The organism is Streptomyces sp. NPDC017529 (assembly GCF_044329785.1).
Taxonomy (GTDB): domain Bacteria; phylum Actinomycetota; class Actinomycetes; order Streptomycetales; family Streptomycetaceae; genus Streptomyces.
In genome coordinates, this window is sequence record NZ_JBIRJY010000034.1 from 19,207 (window position 1) to 40,526 (window position 21,320).

Here is a 21,320-nt window from a genome sequence, read left to right on the forward strand (position 1 = left end):
CTACGAGTACGCGGTCACCGTCTGGGCTCTCGGGCTCCAGGCCCCGACCAGCTACCCCCCGGAGACCCGGCATCTGCACCTGGCCACCCGGGAACTCAGGCTCTGGGACTAGCCTTCTGACCTCAAGTGATACCCCTCTCACCCGTACTACTGGTGCGAGGGGTACCACGCGTGCGAGACGCCTCACTCTTGCGAGACGTGCGACGTTCCCAGCTTCCGCTGGACGCGGTCCGCCTGGCCGACGGCCGCCTCCAGGAGCGCGGCGACCACCTCGTGCTTCGGCACGCGGGTGCTGAAGTGGATGTCGTCCACCGCCTTCTGGAACGCGTCGGCCGCCGCCGTCTTCGTGTACCAGGACCGCCGGGTCATCGTCGTCTGCCGGGCTATCGCGGGAGACCCGACGATCAGGCCCTCCTGGTGCGGCACGAGCGCCGGGCTCGGACGCTCGTCGTCGGCGGTGTCGAACTTCTTCGGGCTCACGCTACGGTCACGCTCCTCTTCTCGTACGTCTCGGCCAGCAGCTCGAAGGCGGCACGGGCCGGACCCACCCCGGACGCCTTGGTCAGCTCCAAGGGCAGTGCCTGGTTGTCGGCGGTCGCCAGGGCGGCCCGGCGGTGGATGACCGGCTCCCACACGAGGTCGCCGAAGATGCGGCGGACCGAGGCGAGCTGCTCGCGTTCCAGTGCCTTCCCGGCCGGGTCGAGGTTGTTCACGACCACCCCGGCCAGGACCAACTCGTCGTTGTGGAGCAGGCGCCGCTTCTCCTTGATGAAGTCGCGCACCCTCTTGGCTCCCAGGATCGAGTCCATCTCTGCCTCGGTGACGATCAGGGCCTGGTGGCCGGCCGCTAGCGCCATCTGCGTCAGGTGGAACAGCGACGGCGGGCAGTCGATCAGCAGGTCATCCAGATGTTCGTCCGCGCCCTGGAGAGCCTTGGCCAGCCGCAGGTGGTTCCCCTGGACTCCGGCCTCCGCCATCCGGTTCTCCAGCTCCAGCCAGGCCGGGGCCAGCGCCATCCGCGCGGCGTACTCCACGTCCCACGCCACCGCCGTCCAGACCCCGGCCATCGCACCGACCCGGTCAGCCCTCACCGCCTCCGAGACCGTAGGCTGCGGCGCCTCCTCGTTGTACCGCCACCCACACCGTCTGGACGCGTTGCCCTGCGGGTCGAAGTCCAAGACGCCGACCTTCCGCCCGCGCTTCGCCAGCGCGGCCGCCAGCCGGACCGTTACGTCCGACTTCCCCACCCCCCCTCGGTTGTTCAGCAGCACCGTCCGCCGTGCTCCCATCGCATCCTCCTCAGCTCTCCGTCGGTCGCCGGAAGGCTACCGGTCGCACTCCTCCCACCCCTCGCACTCGGTGCACCCGTGCGAGGCGTCGCACATGTAGCACCTGGCCGCCGTCCAGGGTGAAGAAGCCACGCCCACGGGGTCGTCGCGCGACGGCCGGCACCGGAGTGGCGCCCCGCGCGGGGTGGCTTCTTCACCCAGGAACTGCCGAAGCGAGGCCCCAGCTACAACAGACACCACCCCTTTCTCTCTTAAGTAAAAAAATCTGCGTCCCCCTTCGTCCCCCCTCCCGACAAGATCGGGTGTGACCTGCGTGAATGAGGGGGGACGCAGAGAATCTTGGTGCGTCCCCCCTGCGTCCCCCTGCGTCCCCCCTGACGGCCGCTGCGTCCCCCCCTCGGTTCGGCTGCGTCCCCCCTGTTGGTCGGGATGGAACTTGCAGGTCAGAGAGCTAGAAGCGCCGGTTTGGTTGGTGAATGCCCTGCGTCCCCCCTTGCGGCAGCGTCCCCCCTTTGCGTCCCCCTGTTTCCGCAGGTCAGAGGGCAGGGGGGACGCTGTCCCGAGGGGGGACGCAGAATTTTGGGCTTAGGACACATGGGGGTCAGCCGTGGGGCGCGGATATGCGACGGCCCCCGTCCGAGACTCGAACGGGGGCCGCAGGGAAAGCGGGGCCGTCAGCTTGCCGTGGAGAACTCCGTCTGCTCCGTAGAGGGCTGGGACTGCCCGGGGATAGAGGCGCCGCTCATGCGGCTGATCTCGATGTACCGGGATCGGTTCGGGTCCTCGTGACGGGACCGCCGCCCTGACTCGATCTTGACCCCGCGGGCGGCCAGGGTGGGCTGAAGCCGCTTGAGTCGGTCCGAGAGCACCTTCCCGGTCGTCGGCCAGCCCTTCGGCGGAGTCTGGAAGTCGCCGAAGGCGTAGCGGTTGAGGGCGGCCAGCCACTCCGTGGAGGACATCTTCATCTCGCCCCCGGCCTGCTCCATCGCCTCCGAGGCCGCGTACCGCAGCACGAGCTGAGCCAAGTTGTCGCCCTCGATCACGTCGTCCGTGATGTCGTCGATGCTCGCCCGGTACGCGAGCATCGCGCCGAGGCTGTACGCCTTGTCGAGCTGGAGGCAGAGGTGCCCGAAGTCGGCCATGCGGAGGTCAGCGGGGACTTCGGCTTCCTGCTTCCGCACGGCCACGGCGACGTCGAGGAGGCTGCCCAGGATGGATGGCAGCGCTTCCGAGTACTCCGACCACAGATCCCGCTCGCTCCGGCGGTGCTTCGGCCGGTCCAGCTTGAGGAGCAACAGCCGTTCCCCGAGGTCGGACCGGATGACGCCGACGTCGATTCCGGTGATAAGGACAGGCCGCCGGACCGCAAGCCGGACAACGTCGCCGTCGGTGTGCAGCTGGCGCTTGAGGTCTTCGCTGCCGGTCACGACGCGGGCATAGGCGTCGGACATTTCGGCACCAAGATGAGAGAGGTTGTCCAGTGGCATAACCCAGCCTGCAGAGGCGACGACCGTCAGCTGTTCCTCACCGCGGGGAGGGGTGCGAAGGTCGGAGCTCATTCCCTCGATCACTCTCGTGAGCATCCGGCCTGCTGTCGACTTGCCCGCGCCCATCGGGCCGGTGAGGAACGCGGCCGGCACCGGTACATCGGGGTCCAGGCAAGCCAGGAGCCAGGCCAGCGCGAGGATGGAGGAACCGGCGTCCACGAAGTTGGAGAGGTTCCAGAGCTTGTCGATGCCCTTCATGTCCTGCTCGGCCTCCGGCATCGGCAGCTCTCCGGTGAGCTGGGTGCGACGCCAGATGATCTCGTCATACGAGGGCTTCCGGACCTCCCAGCCGTCTGTGGAGATCCGGACGGACAGGCCATCGTCGCGGCCGAGGTCGAGCCACGTGACTCCGGGGGTCTTCTTGCAGGGGCCAACGCGGATGTGGACCTCGCGCACGTCCTGGCTCAGGGTCAGGGCCTCGATGAAGTCCAGGGCCTCCTTCATGGAGGTGCCGCTGAAGATGCCCATGCCCTCGTTGTACATGTCGAGCATCAGCTCTTGGCGATGGCTTCCGGTCGTGCCCTGGCTCCGCAGAGGCCGGGCGATGGGGCTGCCCATGCGCTGCGCGTATGCTGCGCCGCTGGAGGTGCGGAAGTAGTGGAAGTGATCTCTCGCGTACTCCGTGATGATCTCGCGGGCGGGGGTCTTGTCCTCGGGGGACGACTGGCTCACCTGTGCTCCGTTCGCTGGAGCTGTGATCTGTTCCTCTCCTCCGCCAGGGCCCCGTGTCGTACAGTGGGGGTTGCTAAGGAAGCAGGAGCGGCAACAGCACAGCTCAGGTCTTCCAATCGGCCCGGCGCTTCAGGTGTCCCACCACCTGCCGGGCCGATTGTTTTTTGTTGTTGTGGGACCGTAGCCCAGCGGTTCTACGGACCTCAGATCTTTAAGGTCAACGGCACACCGGCCACAGCAGTGCCGGATGCGGCGAACCCGTTCTCCACGGCCCGCACGGCGTACGGCTCCGGCACCCCAACGCCCACCGCCGCCGCCACGATCTCCCAGCCCAGGGCCTCCAGCCCGCACGGCCCCGGGCACTCCTGGTGCAGCCCGCCGAGGAACCGAGCGACACCGAATGCCTGGCTCGCGGCTCCCTGCTCTCGGTGGCTGCCGACCAAGGCCACACCCTTGTCCAGGCCCTTCCGCACATAGCCCTCGGTGTGGCGGCAGCCGGTCGCGACCTCCCGCGTCCAGGCCGCGCGGGGGACCGGAGACGACGCCACCGCGCCCGCCGGCACCACGTGCCGGGGCAGAGACGTCACCGCCTCTGGCAGGCGGATCATCTGTCCCTCGCCAGGCCCGAGCCACCGTGCGTACGCCATGCGGGACTTAACGTCGACCCCTGGCCGGACCCCGTTCGCGGACTGCATCGTGCCCAGGTAGATCCAGTGCTCACCGCGAGTCGTCCGTACGGTCCGCGTCGCCGGAAGCGCCTCGCGAGCCCAGGCGACCGCGTCGGCATTGTCGAGGTCGACCACGGTCACCCCGGCCCCGCCCGGGTGGTAGGCCACGGCCGCCGCCGTCTGCCAGGCTGCCGTCCAGGCCGCCGAAGAGACGACGTCGACGGAGGCCGACGCGGCAGCCCACCCGTGGCACGGCCGCGGGCACATGCAGGCGCCGGCCGACTTCATGTTCGGCCGGCCGCCACACCGGTTCCCGGTGCAGTCGCGGCAGTTCCCGAACGGCACCTTGCCCTCGCGCAGCGGCATCACCGGCACGCCGCGTGCCACCAACTCCAGGGCTTCTTTGAGCAGGTCGTTCACGGGTTACACCCCCTGAGAACTGGGCCTCTTCTTCTGAAACCGCCCGGCTCTTAGAGGAGCCGGGCGGTGTGGAGCATGGGTCAGTCCAGCGGGACGCCGTAGCGCAGCGTCCAACCCCGACCAAGGACATGCCTGGTGACCTCGACAGTGCGGCCGTCCTTGGTCCGGCCCGTGTGCAGGATGGTCAGCAGCAGTTCGCCCTGCTCAACACCCAGCGCCTCGGCCTGTTCGGCGGTCGCAGGCGTCTGAGAAACGTCTTCTACGACGTCCGTCTGGGCCAGGCCCGCGTCGGCCATGCGCGAGATGATCCCGCCCGTGCCCGTGTCGAGCTGGGCAACGGCCGGCGCGGCCTCTGCGACGAAGGCGGGGATGTAGGTGTCGGCGAGCTGGACCAGGCGGTCGCCGTCGTACATGCGGCGGCGCCGGATGATGACCTCCGACTCGGTGCTCCCGAGAACGTCGGTGAGGTCGGCGGGAGCCGGGCCACGGACGACGTCGATCTCCGCGCGCGGGCTGCCGCCAGCGCGCTTGGTCTCGGCCTCGAAGGCCCCGTGAGCTCCGCCTTCAGCCCTCTGCCGATACCGGCTCCGGGCGTCCCGGGTGATCGTCCCGTCTGCGCCGATGGTGTTGCTGGGCATGTCGCTCCTTCGTTGAGTGGGTGATGGTCGGTGCGGGTCGGACGTCAGTCGGCGTCCAGGTCCCACGTGTACGAGAACCGCCAGATGTTCGCGGGCATGACGTGCACCGCTACCTCGACGACGCGGTCCTCCGCAGTCGTGGCATGGTGGACCAGCTCGTATACCTGCCGGTCGTCGGGAATGTGCAGGGCCGTCGCCTCCTCGGAGGTCGGGAACCTGACTTCGATCGACTCGCGGATGCGGCGTTGGACGAAGCCGAGGTCGGCGAGGCGGTTCTTGCTGCCGCCAGGTCCGGTGTCCTGCTGCTCGATCGGGGTTCCACCTGCGATGTCGACGGGGAACCACGAGGTGGCGAGCTGGACGACAAACCCCTCGGAGGGGTCCGTGGCGTCCCGGCCGGCCTTCATGGCGCGCTGGCGGTAGATGGCCTTCGAAGAGTGGTGCAGACCGAAGGCTTCGGCGACCTCTCGTGGGGGCCGGGCCCGGCCGATCTCAGTGGGGGACGGCTTGTAGACCAAGCCGAGACGATTCAGCTCCGCCTCGAACGCTCCGCGGGCGCCGCCCTCGGAGCGGGCCGCAGGCTGGTAGCGCCCGGTCCCGTCGCGAGTGATCTTGCCGATGAACGGCGTCACGAACGAACCCTTGCCCTGCCGGGTGAAGACCAGTCCTTCCCGCTCCAAGGCGCGGAACACGTCCCGCGCCGTTTGGAAGGCGATCCCCTCAGCGGCCTGGAGCTCGGACGCGCTGGGCAGCTTGCTGCCCGGCGGGTACTTCCCGCTCTCGATCTTTGCCCGGAGATCGGCGGCGATCCGCTCGATCTTGCCCGGCTCCTTCTTGGCCACGGCCCTCCGCTCCTTTCTCATTGTCCGTTTGCTGCGTCGGCGGCCAAGCATGACATAGCTAGTTGAGCATCGGAAGTCGGGACCGCCGTTAGGTGTTTCCTACCCGTGTTTCCGCAGGTCAGCAACTCGGATATTCAGCACTCAGCTAGTTGTGTTGACACTCGCTGGTAGAGGTGGGTTAATCGATCCGCACGCCACTCAACTAGTTGGGTCGGCGCGATGCGGGGTGCGCCCGGAGGGATAGCGCGTGATGGCGTCCTGAAGGAAGCGCCCGCTCCTTGAGAACTGAAGATCAGGGAACTGCCGGTAACCCGTGGACCTGCTGCCTCCGAGCGTGTGGGGGGTCGGAAACAAGCAGGTGAAGACCGGCGTGCCTCGAAGGAAGTGACCGGTTCGAGTCCGGTCCGGGGCGCTGGCGGCGCGGATGCGCTGCTTCGGAGGGCGTGGCTTCTTCATTTGGCAGGCCCCCGCGGGCGAGGCGGGGACCAGCCGGGGCCGGGCCCCAGATCGCACAACGGAGGTGCGACCCAGATGAACCGTACCCATGTGCAGGCTCTGGCCACCGATCTGGCGGAGCTGTACGCGAACGAACACCAGCGGGTGCTGCGCGTCGTGGCGCGGACACTGCGCATCGAGGACCGGGCCGCGTACGCCGAGGACCTGGCCCAGGACGTGTGGCTGATGGCCTGGCAGTTCCTGCTGCGCGGCAACCAGATCACCAGCCCCGGCCTGCTGTCGGTGATGGCCCGCCGGCGGGTGTACGCGCACTACCGCTCCGCGAGGATCCGCCGCGAGTCGGCGGTCGACCCGCAGAACGTGGCGCTGAACCGGCTGGTCGCGGTGATCGAGGCGGTGACGTGATGCGGTACGTCATCGGCCGGGACGGAGGGTTCGCGACGCTGTGGGACCGGCAGGAGAAGCGGCTGGTCGTGGAGAACGCGAGTGAGGAGCACTGCCGCAGGGTGCGCGACGGGCTCCTTGAGCAGAACCACGCGGTCGACCCCGTCGACACAGCGTTCGCCCGGCTGGCTGCCGAGCACCCCGAGCGCTGCAGCGCCCTCGACGCCTACCCCGGCTGGACCTGCGGGGGTGCGTGGTGATGGGCCAGAAGTACAAGCCGCACGATGAGGGCCCGCGGATGACGCTGCGGGTCAGCCGTGACAGCGGTCGTACGTACGGAGAGCAGATCAACGTCTACACCGGCGACGCTCCGCCCCCCGAGAATCCTGTGGTCTGGCCGCTGTGCCAGTGCCCGAAGCACCGAGAGAACGAGGAGTAAGGGTCTTGAAGCTTGCGACCCTGACGAAGAAGCAGATCACGGCCGCCGACCGGACGCTGAGCGTCGGCACGTGGATGATCACGTTCGGGGCTGTGCTGTTCTCCGTCCTGACGGTGACCCCGCTCGTGGAGCGGGTCACCCCGGACGGGTGGGGCTGGACGGCGCCGATCCTGCCGGTCGTGGTCGACGCGGCGGTGGTCATCGTCATCCGGCTCGACTCCACGGTCTCGCGGCTCGGAGGTGACGGCGGCCGGTGGCCGGTGGTGCTGCGTTGGCTCACCGGCCTGTTCACGGTGGCGCTGAACATCGGCGACTCCGCGCTGGCCGGCGACCTGGTCGGCGTGGCTGTTCACGCGGTCGCCCCGACCCTCCTAATCGTGACCGCCGAGGCGAGCCTCGCGTACCGCCGGGCGATCACCCGCGCGCTGGAACGGATTGAGCGTGAACAGCGCGAGGAGGTCGAGCGACAGCGTGTTCACGAACAGGAGCAGCGCGAGGCCCGTGAACGCGACCGCCGTGAGCGTGAACAGCGCGACCGTGACGAGCGTGAACGCCAGCAGGAGCGTCAGGAGCGCCTTGAGCGTGAACGCCTGGACCGGGAGGCAGAGCGGGAGCGGCAGCGCCTGGAACACGAGGCGCGGCTGGCCCGTGAAGAGCGGGAAGCCGAGGCCGACCGCCTGCGGGCGGAGGCTGATCGGGAGGAGCGCAAGGAGCAGCGCGCGGCCGAGGAGCGGCGGGAACGCGAGGAGCGGGAACGCCAGGAACGGGAGGCCCGTGAACACAAGGAGCGGGAGGAGAAGGAGGCTGAACGGGTCGCCCGTGAACGCAAGGACCGGGAGACCCGTGAACGGGCCGAGCGGCTCGCCCGTGAACGCCGTGAACGGCAGAGCGTGAACACCGACGCCGACGCGGTGAACACTTCCGTGAACACCCGCAGGGCAGCGCCGGTGAACACCTCGGAGAAGGAGCCCGTGAACGACGACCGGCTCCCCGCGGACGACGCTCGCGCGCTGATCGTGAACACCCCGGGCGCCAGCATCCGGGATCTCGCGGACAAGACCGGCTGGTCGATCGGCTGGGTCTCGAAGGTCCGCAAGGCGGCCGGCGGCGACGGCCAGGAGGTCGAAGAGGCAGCCGCCTGAACAGTCCGGCACCACCGATGAAGGCCAGCCCGCCGGGCTGGCCTTCGTCGCGACTGCCGGAAGCAGTCACAGCACGACCAGGGACGGATGATCTGCCCTGGTCGCGACCGGGGCGTGTCCTGGTCACGACCACACGGTAGAGGAGCTCCCCCTGATGAGCAGGACGACGGCCGGACCGGAGTGGTCCGGGGACATGCTGACCAAGCCGGAGTTGGTGGAGGCGTTCTCCAGCCAGCTCCGCGGTGTGCTCAACGCTCAGGCCGCCTACGTCGCAGAGATCCGCCGGGACGCCGAAGCGATGTGGAAGGCGAACAAGCCGGAGGGTTACAACAGCTTCGAGGCGTGGTGGCGGCACCGCTGGGTGACCGGCCCGTTCGCCGAGATCCAGGAGCACATCGAGAAGGCGGCGAAGCTGACCTTCGACCTGGAGGCCCGCTACCGCAAGGGCCGCCACGAGATCCCGGCCGCCCGCAAGAAGGCCGCGCTGGAGAAGCAGCAGGCCAAGCAGGCGCCGCAGGTCACCGCCGGAACGGCCCAGGCCGTGCCGCCCAAGCCGGTCGAGCCGCCCACCGTCGGGGCCGCCGGCGCCGGGGACGGATTTCTCTCCCTGGTTTCCAAGGAGCGGTCCGCGTGAGCGCAAACGGAATGAGCCCGGAGGCTTTGAAGCGGCTCCGGAACCTGGGGGCGTTCTGGAACCCGAGGATGCAGGCGGCGACCGATGACGCCGACCTCGCTCGGATCTGCTTCGACCGGGCCAAGGCCGCCGCCAAGCGGGCCCAGAAGAACGGCGACGCGGCCGCCATGCACAAGCTCGCGCAGGAGCTGGCGCAGTGGGCCGCGGACATGGAGCGGGCGGACGCGGTCCGTCAGGGCCGTCACGCCGCGTAATGCACATCTTCATCATCACCGCCGGTCCCCCGGGTCTCCGGGGGGCCAAGGCGCGACGCGCGTACGCGCGACGCGCGAGGGTCGCCCATGACGTGACCCTGTGTCAACCCCCAGGAGGGAGAGATCGTGAGCACCGATGACCGGTCCAGCAGGCTGGGAGACCTGCTGACCCTCCCGCACGTCAGTCTCCCGCCGTCGCTCGATGCGGCAGGAGGCGCCTCGCAGGAGCCCGCCGGCGTGGGGGAGGACGACACCGTGGACACGATCCCGGTCGGCTCCTGGCCCGCGCTGCCGGACGTCTTCGACATGGCCCCGCCGCTGCACATGGGTGTGGCGGGCGTACCGGAAGCGGAATCCGACGAAGACGAGGGTGCGTTCGTTCCCCCGCCGCCGGAGGACCCGGCCAACCCCCGCACCCGGGACGCAGCGGTGATGGGCATGGCGGTCATCGCGGCCGTCGGCGTCGCCTGCGCGCAAGGCATGTGGCAGCTGGCCCAGGGCGCCCGCGCCCGTGCCGAGCACCGCAAGGCGGTCGCCGACCAGGCCCGCACCGCCGCAGACAAGGCCGCGGACAGGGCAGCCGGGAGGATGCAGGCGAGCCCGGAGTACGGCCGTACGCAGAAGGCCGGCGGCGGGGGCCGCAGCGGAGGCGGCGGATCGACCGGAAGCGGTTCCGGCGGCGGCCGCAGCGGCAGCGGAGGCGGCGGGAAGCCGGGCGGCGGGTCAAGCGGAGGCGGCTCCGGAGGCGGAAAGTCGCCCGGGGGCGGGGGCGGTTCGAAGGTTCCGTCGTCGCTGCGCTCCAACGGGTCCTCCTCCAACGGGTCCTCCGGCGGCGCCAAGAAGGGCAGTGGCGGGGCGTCCGGCGGCCGTTCCGGCAGTGGCGGCACCCAGGGCCAGGGCGGCGGCTTCAAGGGCACCAGCGGGCAGCACAAGGGCTCGGGAGGGACATCGAAGGGCTCCGGCGGCGGTTCGGGCTCCTCGGGAAGCAAGGGGTCCTCCGGCGGCACCGGCGGCGGCAAAGGCGCGTCCGGAAAGGACAGCAAGGGCCAGGACGGCGGCTGGAAGCGCAGCCCGGACGGCCCGGTCGCCAAGGAGAACGCCAAGGCCCGCAACAACCGCCGAGCAGCGAAGCAGGCCGCCGACCTCGCGGACCGGACGAAAGACCGGGACTTGGCCCGCGAGCAAAAGCAAAAGCGGCAGGTGGCCAAGGACGACCGCAAAGCCGAAAAGGACAAGGCCAGGGACAAGGCGAAGAACGTCGACCTGGTCAAGGACAAGACCAAGGATCAAAGCAAGGCGAAAGAGCAGGACAAAGCCAAGGACACCGACCCGGCGAAGGACAAGGCCGGGAAGGACGGCAAGGGCCCCGACCAGAAGCCGAATTCTCCGGACAAGCCCGAGGCCAAGCCGGAGAAGACCGACAAGCCCAAGGAGCCGCAGGCCGGGGCCGCGAAGAAGCCGGACAGCGGCGAGAAGGTCGACCTGACGAAGAAACCGAAGCCGCAGGCTAAGGCCGACCCGGACGGGAAGGACAAGCCGGATCCCCCGAAGCCGCGGCTGTTCGACCCGGACAAGCCGGTACCCGGCGCGCTGGGACCGGACGGCGCCAAGGGCGGCTGGAAGGCGAAGGGCGGCACGGTCAACGGCAAGCCGCAGGCGGAAGAAGCCAGCAAGCCGGGCCCGGCCGGGCCGGACACCGCCGGGGCTCCGCCGCCGGCGGGCGACACGAACGGGCCGGACTGGGACTTCGTGTACGAGGACTACCGCCCCCCGCCGCCCCCGCCGTTCTTCGGGATGCCGGGGCCGGGCACGGATGGGATGCGCCCGCCGCCCGCGTACACCGAGCCCGAGTACGTGGTGGAGACGGAGATCCTGCGCCCGCCCAAGGATCCGCCCCGGGTCGCGGTCGCGGCCCTGACCGTGGCGGGAGAGGCCCCGGCCCCGGCCGCCAGCACCCCCTCGCCGGAGCCGCTCCCCGCAGCCCCGGCCGCACCCCCCGCACAGACAGGAGCCAGGTTCGTGAGCGTGCCCGTACGAAAGCCCGACACGCAGTACCGGGACGCGGAGCTGACGGTCTACGACGTCATCGACGCGGACGCTGACATGGCCGAGGAGATCACCGCCGGGGTCGACGAGGCCCTGGCCGCCGCCGACGGCTGCGAGCGCCTGGTGACAAAGCTCGAAGCCCTGCACGCCAAGGTCGTGGAGCTGAAGGTGCCCGGCGTCCTGGAGGGCATGGTCCTGCGCCTGATGGAGAAGACCGGCGAGGTCAAGGCCAAGGCCGAGGCCATCGCCGCGGCCCTGCCCCGTGCGGCCGAGTCCATCTCCACGGCCGGGGACCACACCGAGGCCAAGCACCGCCACCCGGCGGACGTCACCAAGGACATGGGCCACGCCCGCCCGGCCGAGCGCGAGTACCACAACAAGTAGGAGATGCCCTGATGAGCGCACTAGAAGAGGCCAGCTCCGTCGGCGTGCGGTCCGCGACCGGCAAGGCGATCGAGGCCAGCGGCGAGGTGATCGTAGAGGCCGCGCGCTACGTCGTCGTCGTTGCCCAGCTCACCATCGCCGGGGCCCGGCTGCGGGGGCTGAGCGAGCAGGTCCGCTCGACGTACCGGTACGTCGAGGGCTGCTCGAAGTCCGTGGACCGACTCGCCGAGCAGATGGCCGGCCTGCACGTCGACAGCGACAGCGTCGCCGAGCACCACGAGGCCGCGGCGGTCATGCGGGCGGTGCTGGAGGAGGCCGACGCGATGGCGGCCGCGACGGAGGACCTGGCGGCGCTGTTCGACCAGGCCGCCGCCGGTCACCAGGCCGACTACGGGCCGGTCGCCGAGGCCATCGACGCAATGCCGGTCGAGATGGCCGACGCGGAGTTCTACAGCAACCGCTGACCACCCCCTGACGAAGCGGCGGCCGCCGGTGTGGCCGCCGCTTCGCCGTCCCGTCCCCGGCCCGGCCGGGGAGAACGGAGTGCACGGATGCTTTCCCCTGCCCGCATCGAGCGGCTGCGCGGCCAGCTGCTCGCCGCACGCCGCCGCATGGACACCGCCCGCTCCCTTACCGGGCGGGCGGCCACGGTCGTCGGCACCGCGGCGGCGAGCGCTGGCCTTATCCCGGCGGTCACCGCCGACCCGCTGCTCGCCGCGGCCGTCGTGACCGGCGCCGTCACCGGGACCGGGCTGCTGTTCTTGCCCACGCGCCGCGCCAAGACGAAGGTCGTGCGCGAGGTCACCTATGACGCCGACGGCCATCTGACGTCCCTGCGCACCCACGAGGTACCCAACCAGCAGACCAGGACCGCACAGGTGCTGTACGCGGCGCCGGGCGTCTCCCTGGCGGTGGTCCTGGCCGCTGAGGCGATCGTGCCCGGGTTCCACTGGTCCGAGGCCCTGGCCGTGGGGCTGTGGTCGGCCGGCACCTGGTGGCTGCGCCCGGCGCGGGCCGCGCGCCACATGCTGGTGCCGCCGCTGCCGCCCGCCACGTCCGCCCAGGACCTGGTCGTCTCCGAGCAGCCGGCCGACGTGCACCCGGCCGCCCAGTGGTGGGCGGAGCGCGTGGCCATCGAGGGCGGCGCCGCGCCCGGCACGCTCCTGGAGGACATCGAGCGCACCGGCGAGCGCGCGATGAAGGCGGTCATCCGCGCCGCCGCCCCCGGCCAGCCGGTGCCGGAGATCTCCACCCGGCGGCTGTCCGCGCTGATGGACGTCCCCGAGGGCGAGATCGAGGTCGGGCCGGTGCCCGGCCGCGGCGCCTCCGTGCAGCTGCTCACCGTCGGCATCGCCGACGCGGCCCTGGACGCCCGGACGTTCTGGGCCACGCGCATCGCGCCGCTGGCCATGCCCGGCGCGCAGATCGAATCCATCAACTTCGGCTCCATGACCAAGCCCGTCAGCATGACCAAGGAGGTCGACGCATGACCATCACCACCGCCGCCCCTGCCCTTCCGGACGACCAGATCGTGGAGCTGATGGTCCAGGTCCCGCCGGGCCAGGTCATCAAGTACGACCTGGCGGCCCTCGCGAGCGCCTTCGAGATCGCCGACCCGGGCCGGATCGCCGTGGAGACCGACGGCTCCCGGCACGCGCTGGTCACGGTCTACCCGTCCAACCCGCTCACGGAGATGCCGCCGCCGAGCGCCGAGGACATGCTCATGGACGCGCACGGCCGGATCGTCGTCGGCCGCTACCACAACGGCCGCCCCGCCCGCCGGCGCCTGTTCGACCCCAGCACCGGCTCCGCGGTCCGCGCCCTGACGTTCGGCACGACCGGCGCGGGCAAGTCCCGCACCGTCCAGTACATGCTGGCCTGCGAGAAGCGCAACGGCATCGTGAGCTGGTACGGCGACCTCAAGGGCGGCCAGTCCGCCCCGGAGGCCCGCGGCCAGGTCGACTGGATCGCCACGAGCCCGGAGGAGGTCATCCTGATGCTGCGGGCGGCCGTCGCCGTCGCGCAGCAGTGCCGCCAGCCCCGCTACACCGCCTTGGGCCGCAACGCGTTCCTCATTGGCGACCCCGACCCGCTGCTGTCCGTACGGGTTGACGAGGCCAACCGCCTTCTGGAGAAGGGCGCACCGTACCGCGACGAGGGCACCTACCTCGTCAAGGAGCTGGGTCGTACCGGCCGGTCCGTCGGCATCGGGGAGGAACTGGACGCGCAGGCCGGGCACCTGGAGGAGCTGGGAGGCTCCGACACCCTGCGGGCGATGCTCAAGGAGGGCGAGGTCACGCTGCTGCGCTGGTCGTCCAGCATGATGCGCCAGCTCGTCGCGGACGGACTGCTGCCCGCCGGCACCCAGCTGGTGCCGATCCCCAAGAGCCTCAAGCCCCGCACACTGCGCAGCCAGTTCGCTGCGGGCGCCGATGACGACGATGACGTGTGCGACACCCAGGGGATGGCCTACCTGCTGTCCGGGCAGCACCCGACGTCGATGATGCGGCACTTCCGCATCGGCTCCATCCGGCCCATGCCTGGCCTCGACCCGGAGATCCTCGCCCTGTACGGGCCCGGCACCCCGGCCCGGCTGGAGGAGTCCTCCCTGGACGCGGCGGGCGAGGCGTACGACGCCCGCGGCACCGCCGCCATGGCCGCGCTGTGCGAGGCCGTGAAGGACCAGCAGGAGAAGCAGGAGGCCAAGGCCCAGGCGACCCGGGGCGGACGCGGAGCCGCGCTCCTGGCGGACCGCATCCGCGCCGTCCTCGCCGAGGTCGAGGACCCGATGAGCCCCGACGAGATCCACGTCCTGGTCAACGCCGACGGCGGCCCCGAGGTGAAGTCGGTCGGCTCCGTCCGCAACGCCCTTGGGGTGCTCGCCGATGCCGGCGACGTCGCCCGCGCCGCACGCGGCCTGTACGAGATCGCCCGCTGACCTGCTCACGCATGATCCGGGGCCCTGGAGATGACGCCTCCGGGCCCCGGCCCTTCCCCATCGCGACGAAGAAGGAGATTCCAGTGGAGCACACCGACGCCCTGCGCCAGGCGCGGGAGGAGGCCGAGGCCGCCCGGCTCATCGCCGAGGGCCTGAGCGAGAACGGGCCCGTGGCCACCAGCTACCGCGACGTCACGCCCGTGCCGACCACCGGAGACGCCATGCCCTGGCCTCAGCCCGGCCGCCCGCCCATGAGCCAGCGCGCCACGGACGCCTCCGGTCTGATGCTCGCCGGCGGCCTCGCCTCCCTGCCTCTCGGGGCAGCCGCCTCGCTCGTGCTGTGGGCGTCGGGTCAGGCCGACCCGGTCTCCCTCGCCGTCGGCGGCACCGCGCCCGTCGCCCTGGTCCTCGCCATCGCCTTCACCGCGCGCTGCTTCCGGGGCGTGCACACCGAGACCCACCACCACTACGAGGGCACCGTCGTGCAGCACACGACGAACGTCGACCAGACGACACGGGGCGTGTTCGCCAGCACCCGCAACCAGGTGCGGCGGTGACGAGATGACCACCCACATCACCGTCAGCCACGGCGCGGACTTCTACGGCAGGGAGACGTTCAGCGTCCGCCAGCTCCACGAGCTGGGACAGCACGCACAGGGCAGCCTGCCCGCAGCCGACCGGGAACCGCTGACCCGGGTCCTGGACGACGCGGGCGAGCGGGAGCACAGCTTCGGTGCCGACGAGGCCGCCCTGCTCGCGATCCTGCTGCGCCGCCTGGCCGCCGGCCGCTTCCTCAAGCACAGGTACGTCGACATCGCCGCGCGGCTCGGACGGGCCGCCGCTCTCGCCGCGGGCAGCGGCGAGCCCTGGACCTGGACCCGACACACGGAGGGCACGAGCGCATGAAGTACCACTACGTCATCACCGTCGAGGTGCCTGAACTGGGCTTCAGCACCGCGAACGACGTGCTCGACGTCCACCCCGACTTCACCCGCAGCGAGATCTACAAGCACGCGCTCAACCGGTGTGTGCAGCAGATGCTCGACAGCGCCGACCGCAGGCCGACCCGGATCACACCGATCACGCGGTTCTGGACCCTGGAACCGGAGAGCCTGGTGCGCTGATGTCATCTCCCGCCAAGCCCATCCGGTGGACCTTCACCTTCACCCTGTCCGCCCCCGCACTGGCCAGGCGGACGCTCAAGGCACAGGCCCGCCGGTGGGGCCTGACCGCGCTCGCTCTGCTCGCCGCCTACTGGCTCGGTACGGCCAACGCCGACGACACTACGGCCCACCGGCCGCCGGCACCCGCGTCCGCGACCGTCCCACCCAGCCGATAGCCCTCCCTGACAAGGCCCCTCGCACTTCGGTGCGGGGGGCCTTTTTGCGTTCCCGGGGGGGAGCGAAGAACGAGGGCTTCGCCCACGCCCTGTTACGGGCCTTCGGCCCGGCAGCGCCCACCCGCCGCGCATCCGGTGGCAGCACGGCGGCGAGCAAGTTATCCCGTTGGATACTCCGGCGCCGAGGACAGCACCTTCCAGCGAGCGCGGCCGCCGTCGTCCTGTACGTCTTCGCCACCGCCCGTACGTCACCGCGATGACGTACGCCGACGACGAGCACCAGGAGCACGCTGACGTCCACCGGAGCGCGAACGTGCCGCGCCACAACATCCGCCGCGCCGCCTGCTCTGCCCGGAGGACCCGAGCGTGGAAACCGCCGCACTCCGTGCTTGGGCCAATACGGCTACACCTCTGGCACGTCGACCGCCTACGGTTTCGTCCGTGACGATATTCGCGCGCCGTCACCGACGCTTGCGACGCTTCTTCTTGCTGCCCTGCGGACGTGGCGGCCGCGGTGCCGGCACCTTCGCGGCCGCGCCCTGGTGCTCGCGCACGACACGCGCCGTCTCCTCAAGGTCCCGCACCAAGACGTCGTAGAACCCGGCGAGGCGCCCGGCCCGCACCTCGTTCTGCAGCTGCCCAAGCGCGTGCTGCCACTCGTAGATGTCCTCCGGCAACCGCAGCTTCGACGGGCCGCGGCGCACCGTCGTGCGCGTGACCGTCTCCGTCCGCTCGACCACTTCGCGCACCGGCTCTGTCGTCTGGCCACCCTGATCGACCGGACGGCCCGCACGGCGCTGTGCCGTACGCGCCTCCGACGCGCGTTTGCGGTGGGAGTCCCGGCAGTACTTCGGGGGCCGGCCGACGCCCGCGTACAAGACCGGTCTGCCGCACCAGGCGCACGACGTCGACTTCAGCCGCTCGCTCACGGACACCGTCTCCAGCACCGCAAGGACGTCGCCACGCACCGCCAGGTCGTCACCGTCGGGACCGGGTTGCTGCTCCGAATTCGTCACGGACGAAACCGTAAACGGACGAAGTGCCAGAGGTGCTCGCTCATCCGTCCGCCGAACTCCGGGGGGAAGACGTCCCGCCACCCAACACCCCCACCACCAACCCGCATAACTCTGCGCCATTGCCCTCCCGCAGAGGTCCGCCAAGCTGTCCTTCCAGGAGACGGAGGCGCAGTCGTCTCCGTACACGGCAGACTGCGGGCATGAGTACCACTCGACGCACACTCGGGCCCGGCCCCGTCATCACCATCCCGACACGCGACCGGCGCGCGATGACCGCCGCCGAGCGGGCCGCCGAGGGCGAGTGGGTCGAGGCCCCGGAAACGGCCGCGCCGCCAGTCCGCACCGGCCGCCGGCCGCTGGGGAACCGCGGAGCCTGATCGCCACCTCTCGGGCCACACCCTCCCTGCCGGACACGGCACCAAGACGACGGACACACCGGAGCTCTTGCATTCGAGCCGACGAGCGACGGCACACCTTGTGCACACCGCCGACCGTCCCGTCAGGAACTGCGCAAGCACACCATGTGCATTACCCGGCGGGCGTGGTTCGGAGCAGGAGCGAGTTAGTGCTTACTGATATCAGTAAGCCGCCCGCCGTCCCCGGCCGTGCCCGGGTTTCCGGGGAGGTCGAACACGACCGGGGGCGGGAGCAAGCTATGCGATCAGGTGACCTGATCCGGTCCTGACGGTCGCTTCGCTGAGGGCAGCGAGTTAGTACTTACTGGGCCCAGTTTCGCGTTCGACCGGGACGTCGGCGGGTGTGGCCGAGGGCATGTCCTGGGTGTATCCGGGGGTGTATCCCAGGGTGTTCCTGCGGGACATGCGTACCCCCGCCCCGACCTGCACGGACGCCCTTCCATCTCCGAGACCACCCCCTCACTACGTGGGACGAGGGGGTGGTCTCGGAGTTTTCAGGGGAGCAGGTCGGGGCGGGGGTACGGGGTTGTCGAGGGGTTGGTACGGGGTTTCGTAGACGGGGTTCCAGTGAAGCGATCGGAGTTCCGGCGGAGCAAGTTAGTGGGTAGTGGAACAGTTCACGGTCAGGAGTGGAGCGGAGTCATGCGGCGCCGTCAGGCGCGCGGGGGGTGAAACGGTGCCGTCTGCTGCCTGCGGAGCTTGAGGCCGGTGGCCGCTGGTGGCCTTCGCTGGCCCCCAGGCCCCCGCTCCGGTCGGTGCCCCCCGACGCGGTCAGCCATCGTCGTGGTGACGGCCGTTCGCGCCGGGGGGCACCGCCCTTTTCCGCAGCGGCCGCGACCGGTCGTCAGGGTTCGTACGCGCGCGGGGGCGAGCAAGTTATCGGCGAAGACGCTCTTGGATCCGGCTGAGAACGGCGACGGGTTGAACCGGGTAACGGAAGGGTTGAGCCCCTACCCGGTTTCCTCGTCGGCCTGACGGAACCTCCCGAGAACCTGACCACCGGGCTACAGCACCGGCGGCTGCTCCTGGCCCTGCACGAACGTCTTTTGCAGCCGGGCCGCGAGGTCCCGCAAGTCGGGCGTGACCGCGCTCTCGCCGCGCTCTGCCCGTATGCGTGCGTCCTCTTCGTCCAGCAGCTCGTCAAGACTCTTCGGCTGCGGGTCGAGTCGTACGAGCAGCCAGGCGGATGCTCGCCAGTCGCCCGGCCGCCGGCGGATACGGCGCTCGCTCCGGACCTCGCCGGTGACCGGGTCTGTCCACGTCCGGTACGTCTCGGAGACGACGGCGCCCCGGGCCGCCTCTTCGATCTGACCGGTAGCGCGTGCGGCCGCCGCGGCGCGGGCTCGGGTCACTCGGGCGTACAGCGCGGCGTGCGGGTTGGGGGAGTCGACGTCGAGATGCCCCTCCTGCTGTTCCTCGACGGCGTCCTCGCCCATGCGCATCCAGCGCAGGAAGGTGCTGCGGCCCACTGCGGCCGCGTCGGCGGCCTGTGACATCGGCAGGCCCACGGCGGTCGCCCGGGTGAGCAAGTCCATGGTCGTCGGGGTCAGCAGCGAGGGGCGGCCCTGGCGGCGCGGCTTGCGGCGGGCGGGCGTCGTGGGGGTGTTCGTGTTCGTCATGGGCGCGCACCGTACGGACCGGCATGGCTACCGTCGCGTGCTTCGTGGGACTTCTGGGACCGGCCCATCGCGCGCGAGATACCAGGTCTCGCGCGCTTGCGTCTCGGTCTCACCGGCCGCCGCGAACTCGTGCAAGAGGTCCAGCCCTCGGTGCCCGACAAAACTTGTCGGACGAACCGGACACCGTGCAGGTCACGGCGCTGCAAGTCGTGCGGTGGGTGGCCTCTTCGTTTCCAACTCAGGGTCAGAAGAGGGGAAGAAGCCACCCCGTCGGGCCACCGGCGGGCGGGTCGGAACGTCGGCGGCTGCGGAGTGCGAGGGCCCTGGTTACTGGCGATCATCGTTCTCCCGTGGGAGACGGCTGTCCTCCCCCGCGCGCGAGTCGGGCAGATCGGGCATCCGTCACACGGGTTACCGGCGATCATGCCGCCGACCTGCGGAAATCGCTGTGCGCTCCTGTGGGCCCCTTGGGGTGCTCCGGATAGGCAATCACTCGCGGACGCCGGAGAACGTGAGGCAGAGGGCACGTCACGGAGCCGTTTTCCGATCTTCACCGCCGCATCCCTTCACGCGCCCGACTGCCGTACGGTCCGGGCATGGACGACATCGAGCTGGGGGACGGCAGCAGCAACCGTCCGTTCCCGCCGACCCCCTGGGAGCTGCGCCGGCGGGCCGCGTACGAGGCGGTGGACATGGCGCGGTGGACGCGGCTGGGGTCGGTCAAGCCGCCAACTCCGGCCGAGCGGCGAATAGCCGGTGAACTGGCGGCCGCGGTCGATGCCATGCGGGCGGCCTGGTACGCCGAGAACGCCCGGCTGCCCCCGATCGCCCACCGAATGCAGATGCTGACCCACGCGGGCCAGCTCGTGCGCGCCCTCGCCGAGATGAGCCCCGCCGCCGAGGTGGACCAGGACCTGCGTCAGGCCCTGGACCGGGTCACGGAGATGTGCACGCCGCTCGAAGGTGAGCTAGAGCGTCTGGAGACCTACCTCCAGCAGCGCGCTCACCGGGATGAGCTGGACGCTGCCGAGCAGCGCGTCTACCCGACCCACGGCGAGCCGGACGACATGTGGCACGTCCTCCAACGGATGGAGTCGGTGTTCTCGCTGATGCGCCGCGGCGTGATCGCCCGCATCCTCGGGTGGCCCGCCGGCGGATACCGCCCCATGTGATCCATCGTGACGCATAGGCGCCTCGCGGTGACGCCTGCCGTCACGACCGTTCGGAAGCGTCACGCCCCGCCGTCGCGAGCCGCTTCCGCGCCCTCCAGGCCCGCGTACGGCACCGCTTCGAGCAGTACACCGAGTCGCTGCGCTTCCTCACCGGCACGCCCCACCCGCACATCGGGCACCGGCCGTCGACGTACGAGTCGGTCGCGGCCATGCCCAGGGCCTCCAGGCTGCGGTACACCGCCAGCGCGAAGACCGTGGCCTGCCGGTGCACCCGCCGCCAGTGCCGCGAGCGGCAGACGGTGTCGCAGAACCGGCGGTTCGGCCCCGCGTCCGGGGGCAACGGCCTGCGGCACTGCTCACAGCGGCGCGTTGGTCTCCTGGCCACGCCCCCAGCCTGGCTCCACCCGGGCCCGGCGGGAAGGCCGTACGAGGGAGGCGCCCCTATCCCATTCATCAGCGGGGCGGGATCGCACCGGGCCTGCGGCACCCGGTCGTCAGGAGGCGGGAGGCGCGTAGGTGATGCCGACGTCGCCTGCGTACGTCGCGGCGAGGGCCACCACTCGCCAGATCACTGCGGGGAGGCCGTCCCTTGGCCCGTCGCAGGCGTCGTTGAGGAGGTCCACGACCAGCGCTACCGACGTGCCGTCTGGCCCTTGAGCCGAGAACTTCACCTGCTGCGCCGTCCAGGGCTGCCCCTTCAGCGCCGCGAACTCCACCAGGGCGTGGTAGGCCACGAGGTCCGCGCCCTCCTGGGCGAGGACGAGCGTGCCCGCCTGGAGGTCGAGGCCGACGTCGACTTGGGTGTCCTCTTGCGTCACGACGGGTTCGCCGGTGGCGCTCAGCTCCATGCTGCTCTCCAAGGGGAAGGCGGGATCGTCTGCCGAGCATCTCAGTTGCCCGGCATCGACAGTTGGCCAGCGCGCGAACGGCGCGCTGGCACGTCGTGATCCATTCCGCACGGGGGGCGGAAACGGTCGATTGCGCCCCCTGTAGCCGATCCATTGA

Annotated in this window: 26 protein-coding genes; 16 read left to right on the forward strand and 10 right to left on the reverse strand. The window is 70.6% G+C overall.

All coding sequences use genetic code 11. The features are described 5' to 3' along the window. Positions 1-183 precede the first annotated feature (183 nt). The 6 genes from ACH4K4_RS37390 to ACH4K4_RS37415 form a co-directional block, all read right to left on the reverse strand. The gene (locus ACH4K4_RS37390; protein ID WP_398174385.1) at positions 184-480 is read right to left on the reverse strand and encodes a hypothetical protein; all 297 of its coding nucleotides are present in this window, start codon (positions 478-480) and stop codon (positions 184-186) included. Next, a complete protein-coding gene (locus ACH4K4_RS37395) occupies positions 477-1,289 on the reverse strand; it encodes a ParA family protein (RefSeq protein WP_398174388.1) in 813 nt (270 codons plus the stop codon). The genes ACH4K4_RS37390 and ACH4K4_RS37395 overlap by 4 nt, the downstream gene beginning before the upstream one ends. A gap of 674 nt (positions 1,290-1,963) precedes the next feature. Beyond that, entirely contained in the window at positions 1,964-3,508 is a 1,545-nt protein-coding gene (locus ACH4K4_RS37400) for an ATP-binding protein (RefSeq protein WP_398174391.1), read from the reverse strand. Positions 3,509-3,711: 203 nt separating this feature from the next. After that, entirely contained in the window at positions 3,712-4,596 is an 885-nt protein-coding gene (locus ACH4K4_RS37405) for a bifunctional DNA primase/polymerase (RefSeq protein ID WP_398174394.1), read from the reverse strand. Positions 4,597-4,676: 80 nt separating this feature from the next. Beyond that, a complete protein-coding gene (locus tag ACH4K4_RS37410; protein ID WP_398174397.1) occupies positions 4,677-5,234 on the reverse strand; it encodes a UTRA domain-containing protein in 558 nt (185 codons plus the stop codon). A 44-nt stretch (positions 5,235-5,278) separates the two neighbouring features. Beyond that, entirely contained in the window at positions 5,279-6,076 is a 798-nt protein-coding gene (locus tag ACH4K4_RS37415) for a GntR family transcriptional regulator (RefSeq protein WP_398174400.1), read from the reverse strand. Between the two features lie 531 nt (positions 6,077-6,607). Here ACH4K4_RS37415 and ACH4K4_RS37420 point away from each other — a divergent pair. From ACH4K4_RS37420 to ACH4K4_RS37485, 14 genes are all read left to right on the forward strand, one after another. Then, positions 6,608-6,937 carry a hypothetical protein gene (locus ACH4K4_RS37420; protein ID WP_398174403.1) on the forward strand — a complete coding sequence of 110 codons (330 nt, stop codon included), beginning with the start codon at positions 6,608-6,610 and terminating at the stop codon, positions 6,935-6,937. After that, positions 6,937-7,176: a hypothetical protein gene (locus ACH4K4_RS37425; protein ID WP_398174406.1), complete on the forward strand. Its 240-nt coding sequence runs from the start codon at positions 6,937-6,939 to the stop codon at positions 7,174-7,176. The genes ACH4K4_RS37420 and ACH4K4_RS37425 overlap by 1 nt, the downstream gene beginning before the upstream one ends. Beyond that, the gene (locus tag ACH4K4_RS37430) at positions 7,176-7,355 is read left to right on the forward strand and encodes a hypothetical protein (protein WP_398174409.1); all 180 of its coding nucleotides are present in this window, start codon (positions 7,176-7,178) and stop codon (positions 7,353-7,355) included. The genes ACH4K4_RS37425 and ACH4K4_RS37430 overlap by 1 nt, the downstream gene beginning before the upstream one ends. Before the next feature lie 5 nt (positions 7,356-7,360). Further along, positions 7,361-8,497, forward strand: coding sequence for a DUF2637 domain-containing protein (locus ACH4K4_RS37435; protein ID WP_398174412.1), 1,137 nt, complete (start codon positions 7,361-7,363; stop codon positions 8,495-8,497). 154 nt (positions 8,498-8,651) lie between these two features. Next, positions 8,652-9,131, forward strand: a complete 480-nt coding sequence (locus tag ACH4K4_RS37440) for a hypothetical protein (RefSeq protein ID WP_398174414.1) — start codon at positions 8,652-8,654, stop codon at positions 9,129-9,131. Beyond that, positions 9,128-9,385, forward strand: a complete 258-nt coding sequence (locus tag ACH4K4_RS37445) for a hypothetical protein (RefSeq protein WP_398174417.1) — start codon at positions 9,128-9,130, stop codon at positions 9,383-9,385. The genes ACH4K4_RS37440 and ACH4K4_RS37445 overlap by 4 nt, the downstream gene beginning before the upstream one ends. Before the next feature lie 126 nt (positions 9,386-9,511). Further along, complete coding sequence (locus ACH4K4_RS37450) at positions 9,512-11,815, forward strand: hypothetical protein (protein ID WP_398174420.1); 2,304 nt, start codon at positions 9,512-9,514, stop codon at positions 11,813-11,815. An 11-nt stretch (positions 11,816-11,826) separates the two neighbouring features. Further along, a complete protein-coding gene (locus ACH4K4_RS37455; protein WP_398174423.1) occupies positions 11,827-12,279 on the forward strand; it encodes a hypothetical protein in 453 nt (150 codons plus the stop codon). An 87-nt stretch (positions 12,280-12,366) separates the two neighbouring features. Continuing rightward, the gene (locus ACH4K4_RS37460) at positions 12,367-13,305 is read left to right on the forward strand and encodes a hypothetical protein (protein WP_398174426.1); all 939 of its coding nucleotides are present in this window, start codon (positions 12,367-12,369) and stop codon (positions 13,303-13,305) included. After that, positions 13,302-14,753, forward strand: coding sequence for a transfer protein (locus tag ACH4K4_RS37465; RefSeq protein WP_398174429.1), 1,452 nt, complete (start codon positions 13,302-13,304; stop codon positions 14,751-14,753). The genes ACH4K4_RS37460 and ACH4K4_RS37465 overlap by 4 nt, the downstream gene beginning before the upstream one ends. Positions 14,754-14,836: 83 nt before the next feature. Next, the gene (locus ACH4K4_RS37470; RefSeq protein WP_398174432.1) at positions 14,837-15,310 is read left to right on the forward strand and encodes a hypothetical protein; all 474 of its coding nucleotides are present in this window, start codon (positions 14,837-14,839) and stop codon (positions 15,308-15,310) included. A 4-nt stretch (positions 15,311-15,314) separates the two neighbouring features. Further along, complete coding sequence (locus ACH4K4_RS37475; protein ID WP_398174435.1) at positions 15,315-15,659, forward strand: hypothetical protein; 345 nt, start codon at positions 15,315-15,317, stop codon at positions 15,657-15,659. Further along, the gene (locus ACH4K4_RS37480; RefSeq protein ID WP_398174438.1) at positions 15,656-15,877 is read left to right on the forward strand and encodes a hypothetical protein; all 222 of its coding nucleotides are present in this window, start codon (positions 15,656-15,658) and stop codon (positions 15,875-15,877) included. The genes ACH4K4_RS37475 and ACH4K4_RS37480 overlap by 4 nt, the downstream gene beginning before the upstream one ends. Next, positions 15,877-16,092: a hypothetical protein gene (locus ACH4K4_RS37485; protein ID WP_398174441.1), complete on the forward strand. Its 216-nt coding sequence runs from the start codon at positions 15,877-15,879 to the stop codon at positions 16,090-16,092. The genes ACH4K4_RS37480 and ACH4K4_RS37485 overlap by 1 nt, the downstream gene beginning before the upstream one ends. 461 nt (positions 16,093-16,553) lie before the next feature. On the opposite strand, the gene ACH4K4_RS37490 is transcribed toward ACH4K4_RS37485, so the two are convergent. Next, the gene (locus tag ACH4K4_RS37490; RefSeq protein WP_398174444.1) at positions 16,554-17,108 is read right to left on the reverse strand and encodes a hypothetical protein; all 555 of its coding nucleotides are present in this window, start codon (positions 17,106-17,108) and stop codon (positions 16,554-16,556) included. A gap of 200 nt (positions 17,109-17,308) precedes the next feature. Here ACH4K4_RS37490 and ACH4K4_RS37495 point away from each other — a divergent pair, with 200 nt between their 5' ends. Beyond that, complete coding sequence (locus ACH4K4_RS37495) at positions 17,309-17,485, forward strand: hypothetical protein (RefSeq protein ID WP_398174447.1); 177 nt, start codon at positions 17,309-17,311, stop codon at positions 17,483-17,485. 1,043 nt (positions 17,486-18,528) lie between these two features. On the opposite strand, the gene ACH4K4_RS37500 is transcribed toward ACH4K4_RS37495, so the two are convergent. Then, entirely contained in the window at positions 18,529-19,143 is a 615-nt protein-coding gene (locus ACH4K4_RS37500) for a hypothetical protein (protein WP_398174450.1), read from the reverse strand. A gap of 596 nt (positions 19,144-19,739) precedes the next feature. On the opposite strand from ACH4K4_RS37500, the gene ACH4K4_RS37505 reads away from it, so the two are divergent. After that, positions 19,740-20,315, forward strand: coding sequence for a hypothetical protein (locus ACH4K4_RS37505; RefSeq protein WP_398174453.1), 576 nt, complete (start codon positions 19,740-19,742; stop codon positions 20,313-20,315). Positions 20,316-20,355: 40 nt separating this feature from the next. Here ACH4K4_RS37505 and ACH4K4_RS37510 read toward each other — a convergent pair whose 3' ends face one another. Continuing rightward, positions 20,356-20,700 (reverse strand): hypothetical protein, encoded by a 345-nt coding sequence (locus ACH4K4_RS37510; RefSeq protein ID WP_398174456.1) that lies wholly within the window; start codon positions 20,698-20,700, stop codon positions 20,356-20,358. A 109-nt stretch (positions 20,701-20,809) separates the two neighbouring features. Continuing rightward, a complete protein-coding gene (locus ACH4K4_RS37515) occupies positions 20,810-21,163 on the reverse strand; it encodes a hypothetical protein (RefSeq protein ID WP_398174459.1) in 354 nt (117 codons plus the stop codon). Positions 21,164-21,320: the final 157 nt, after the last annotated feature.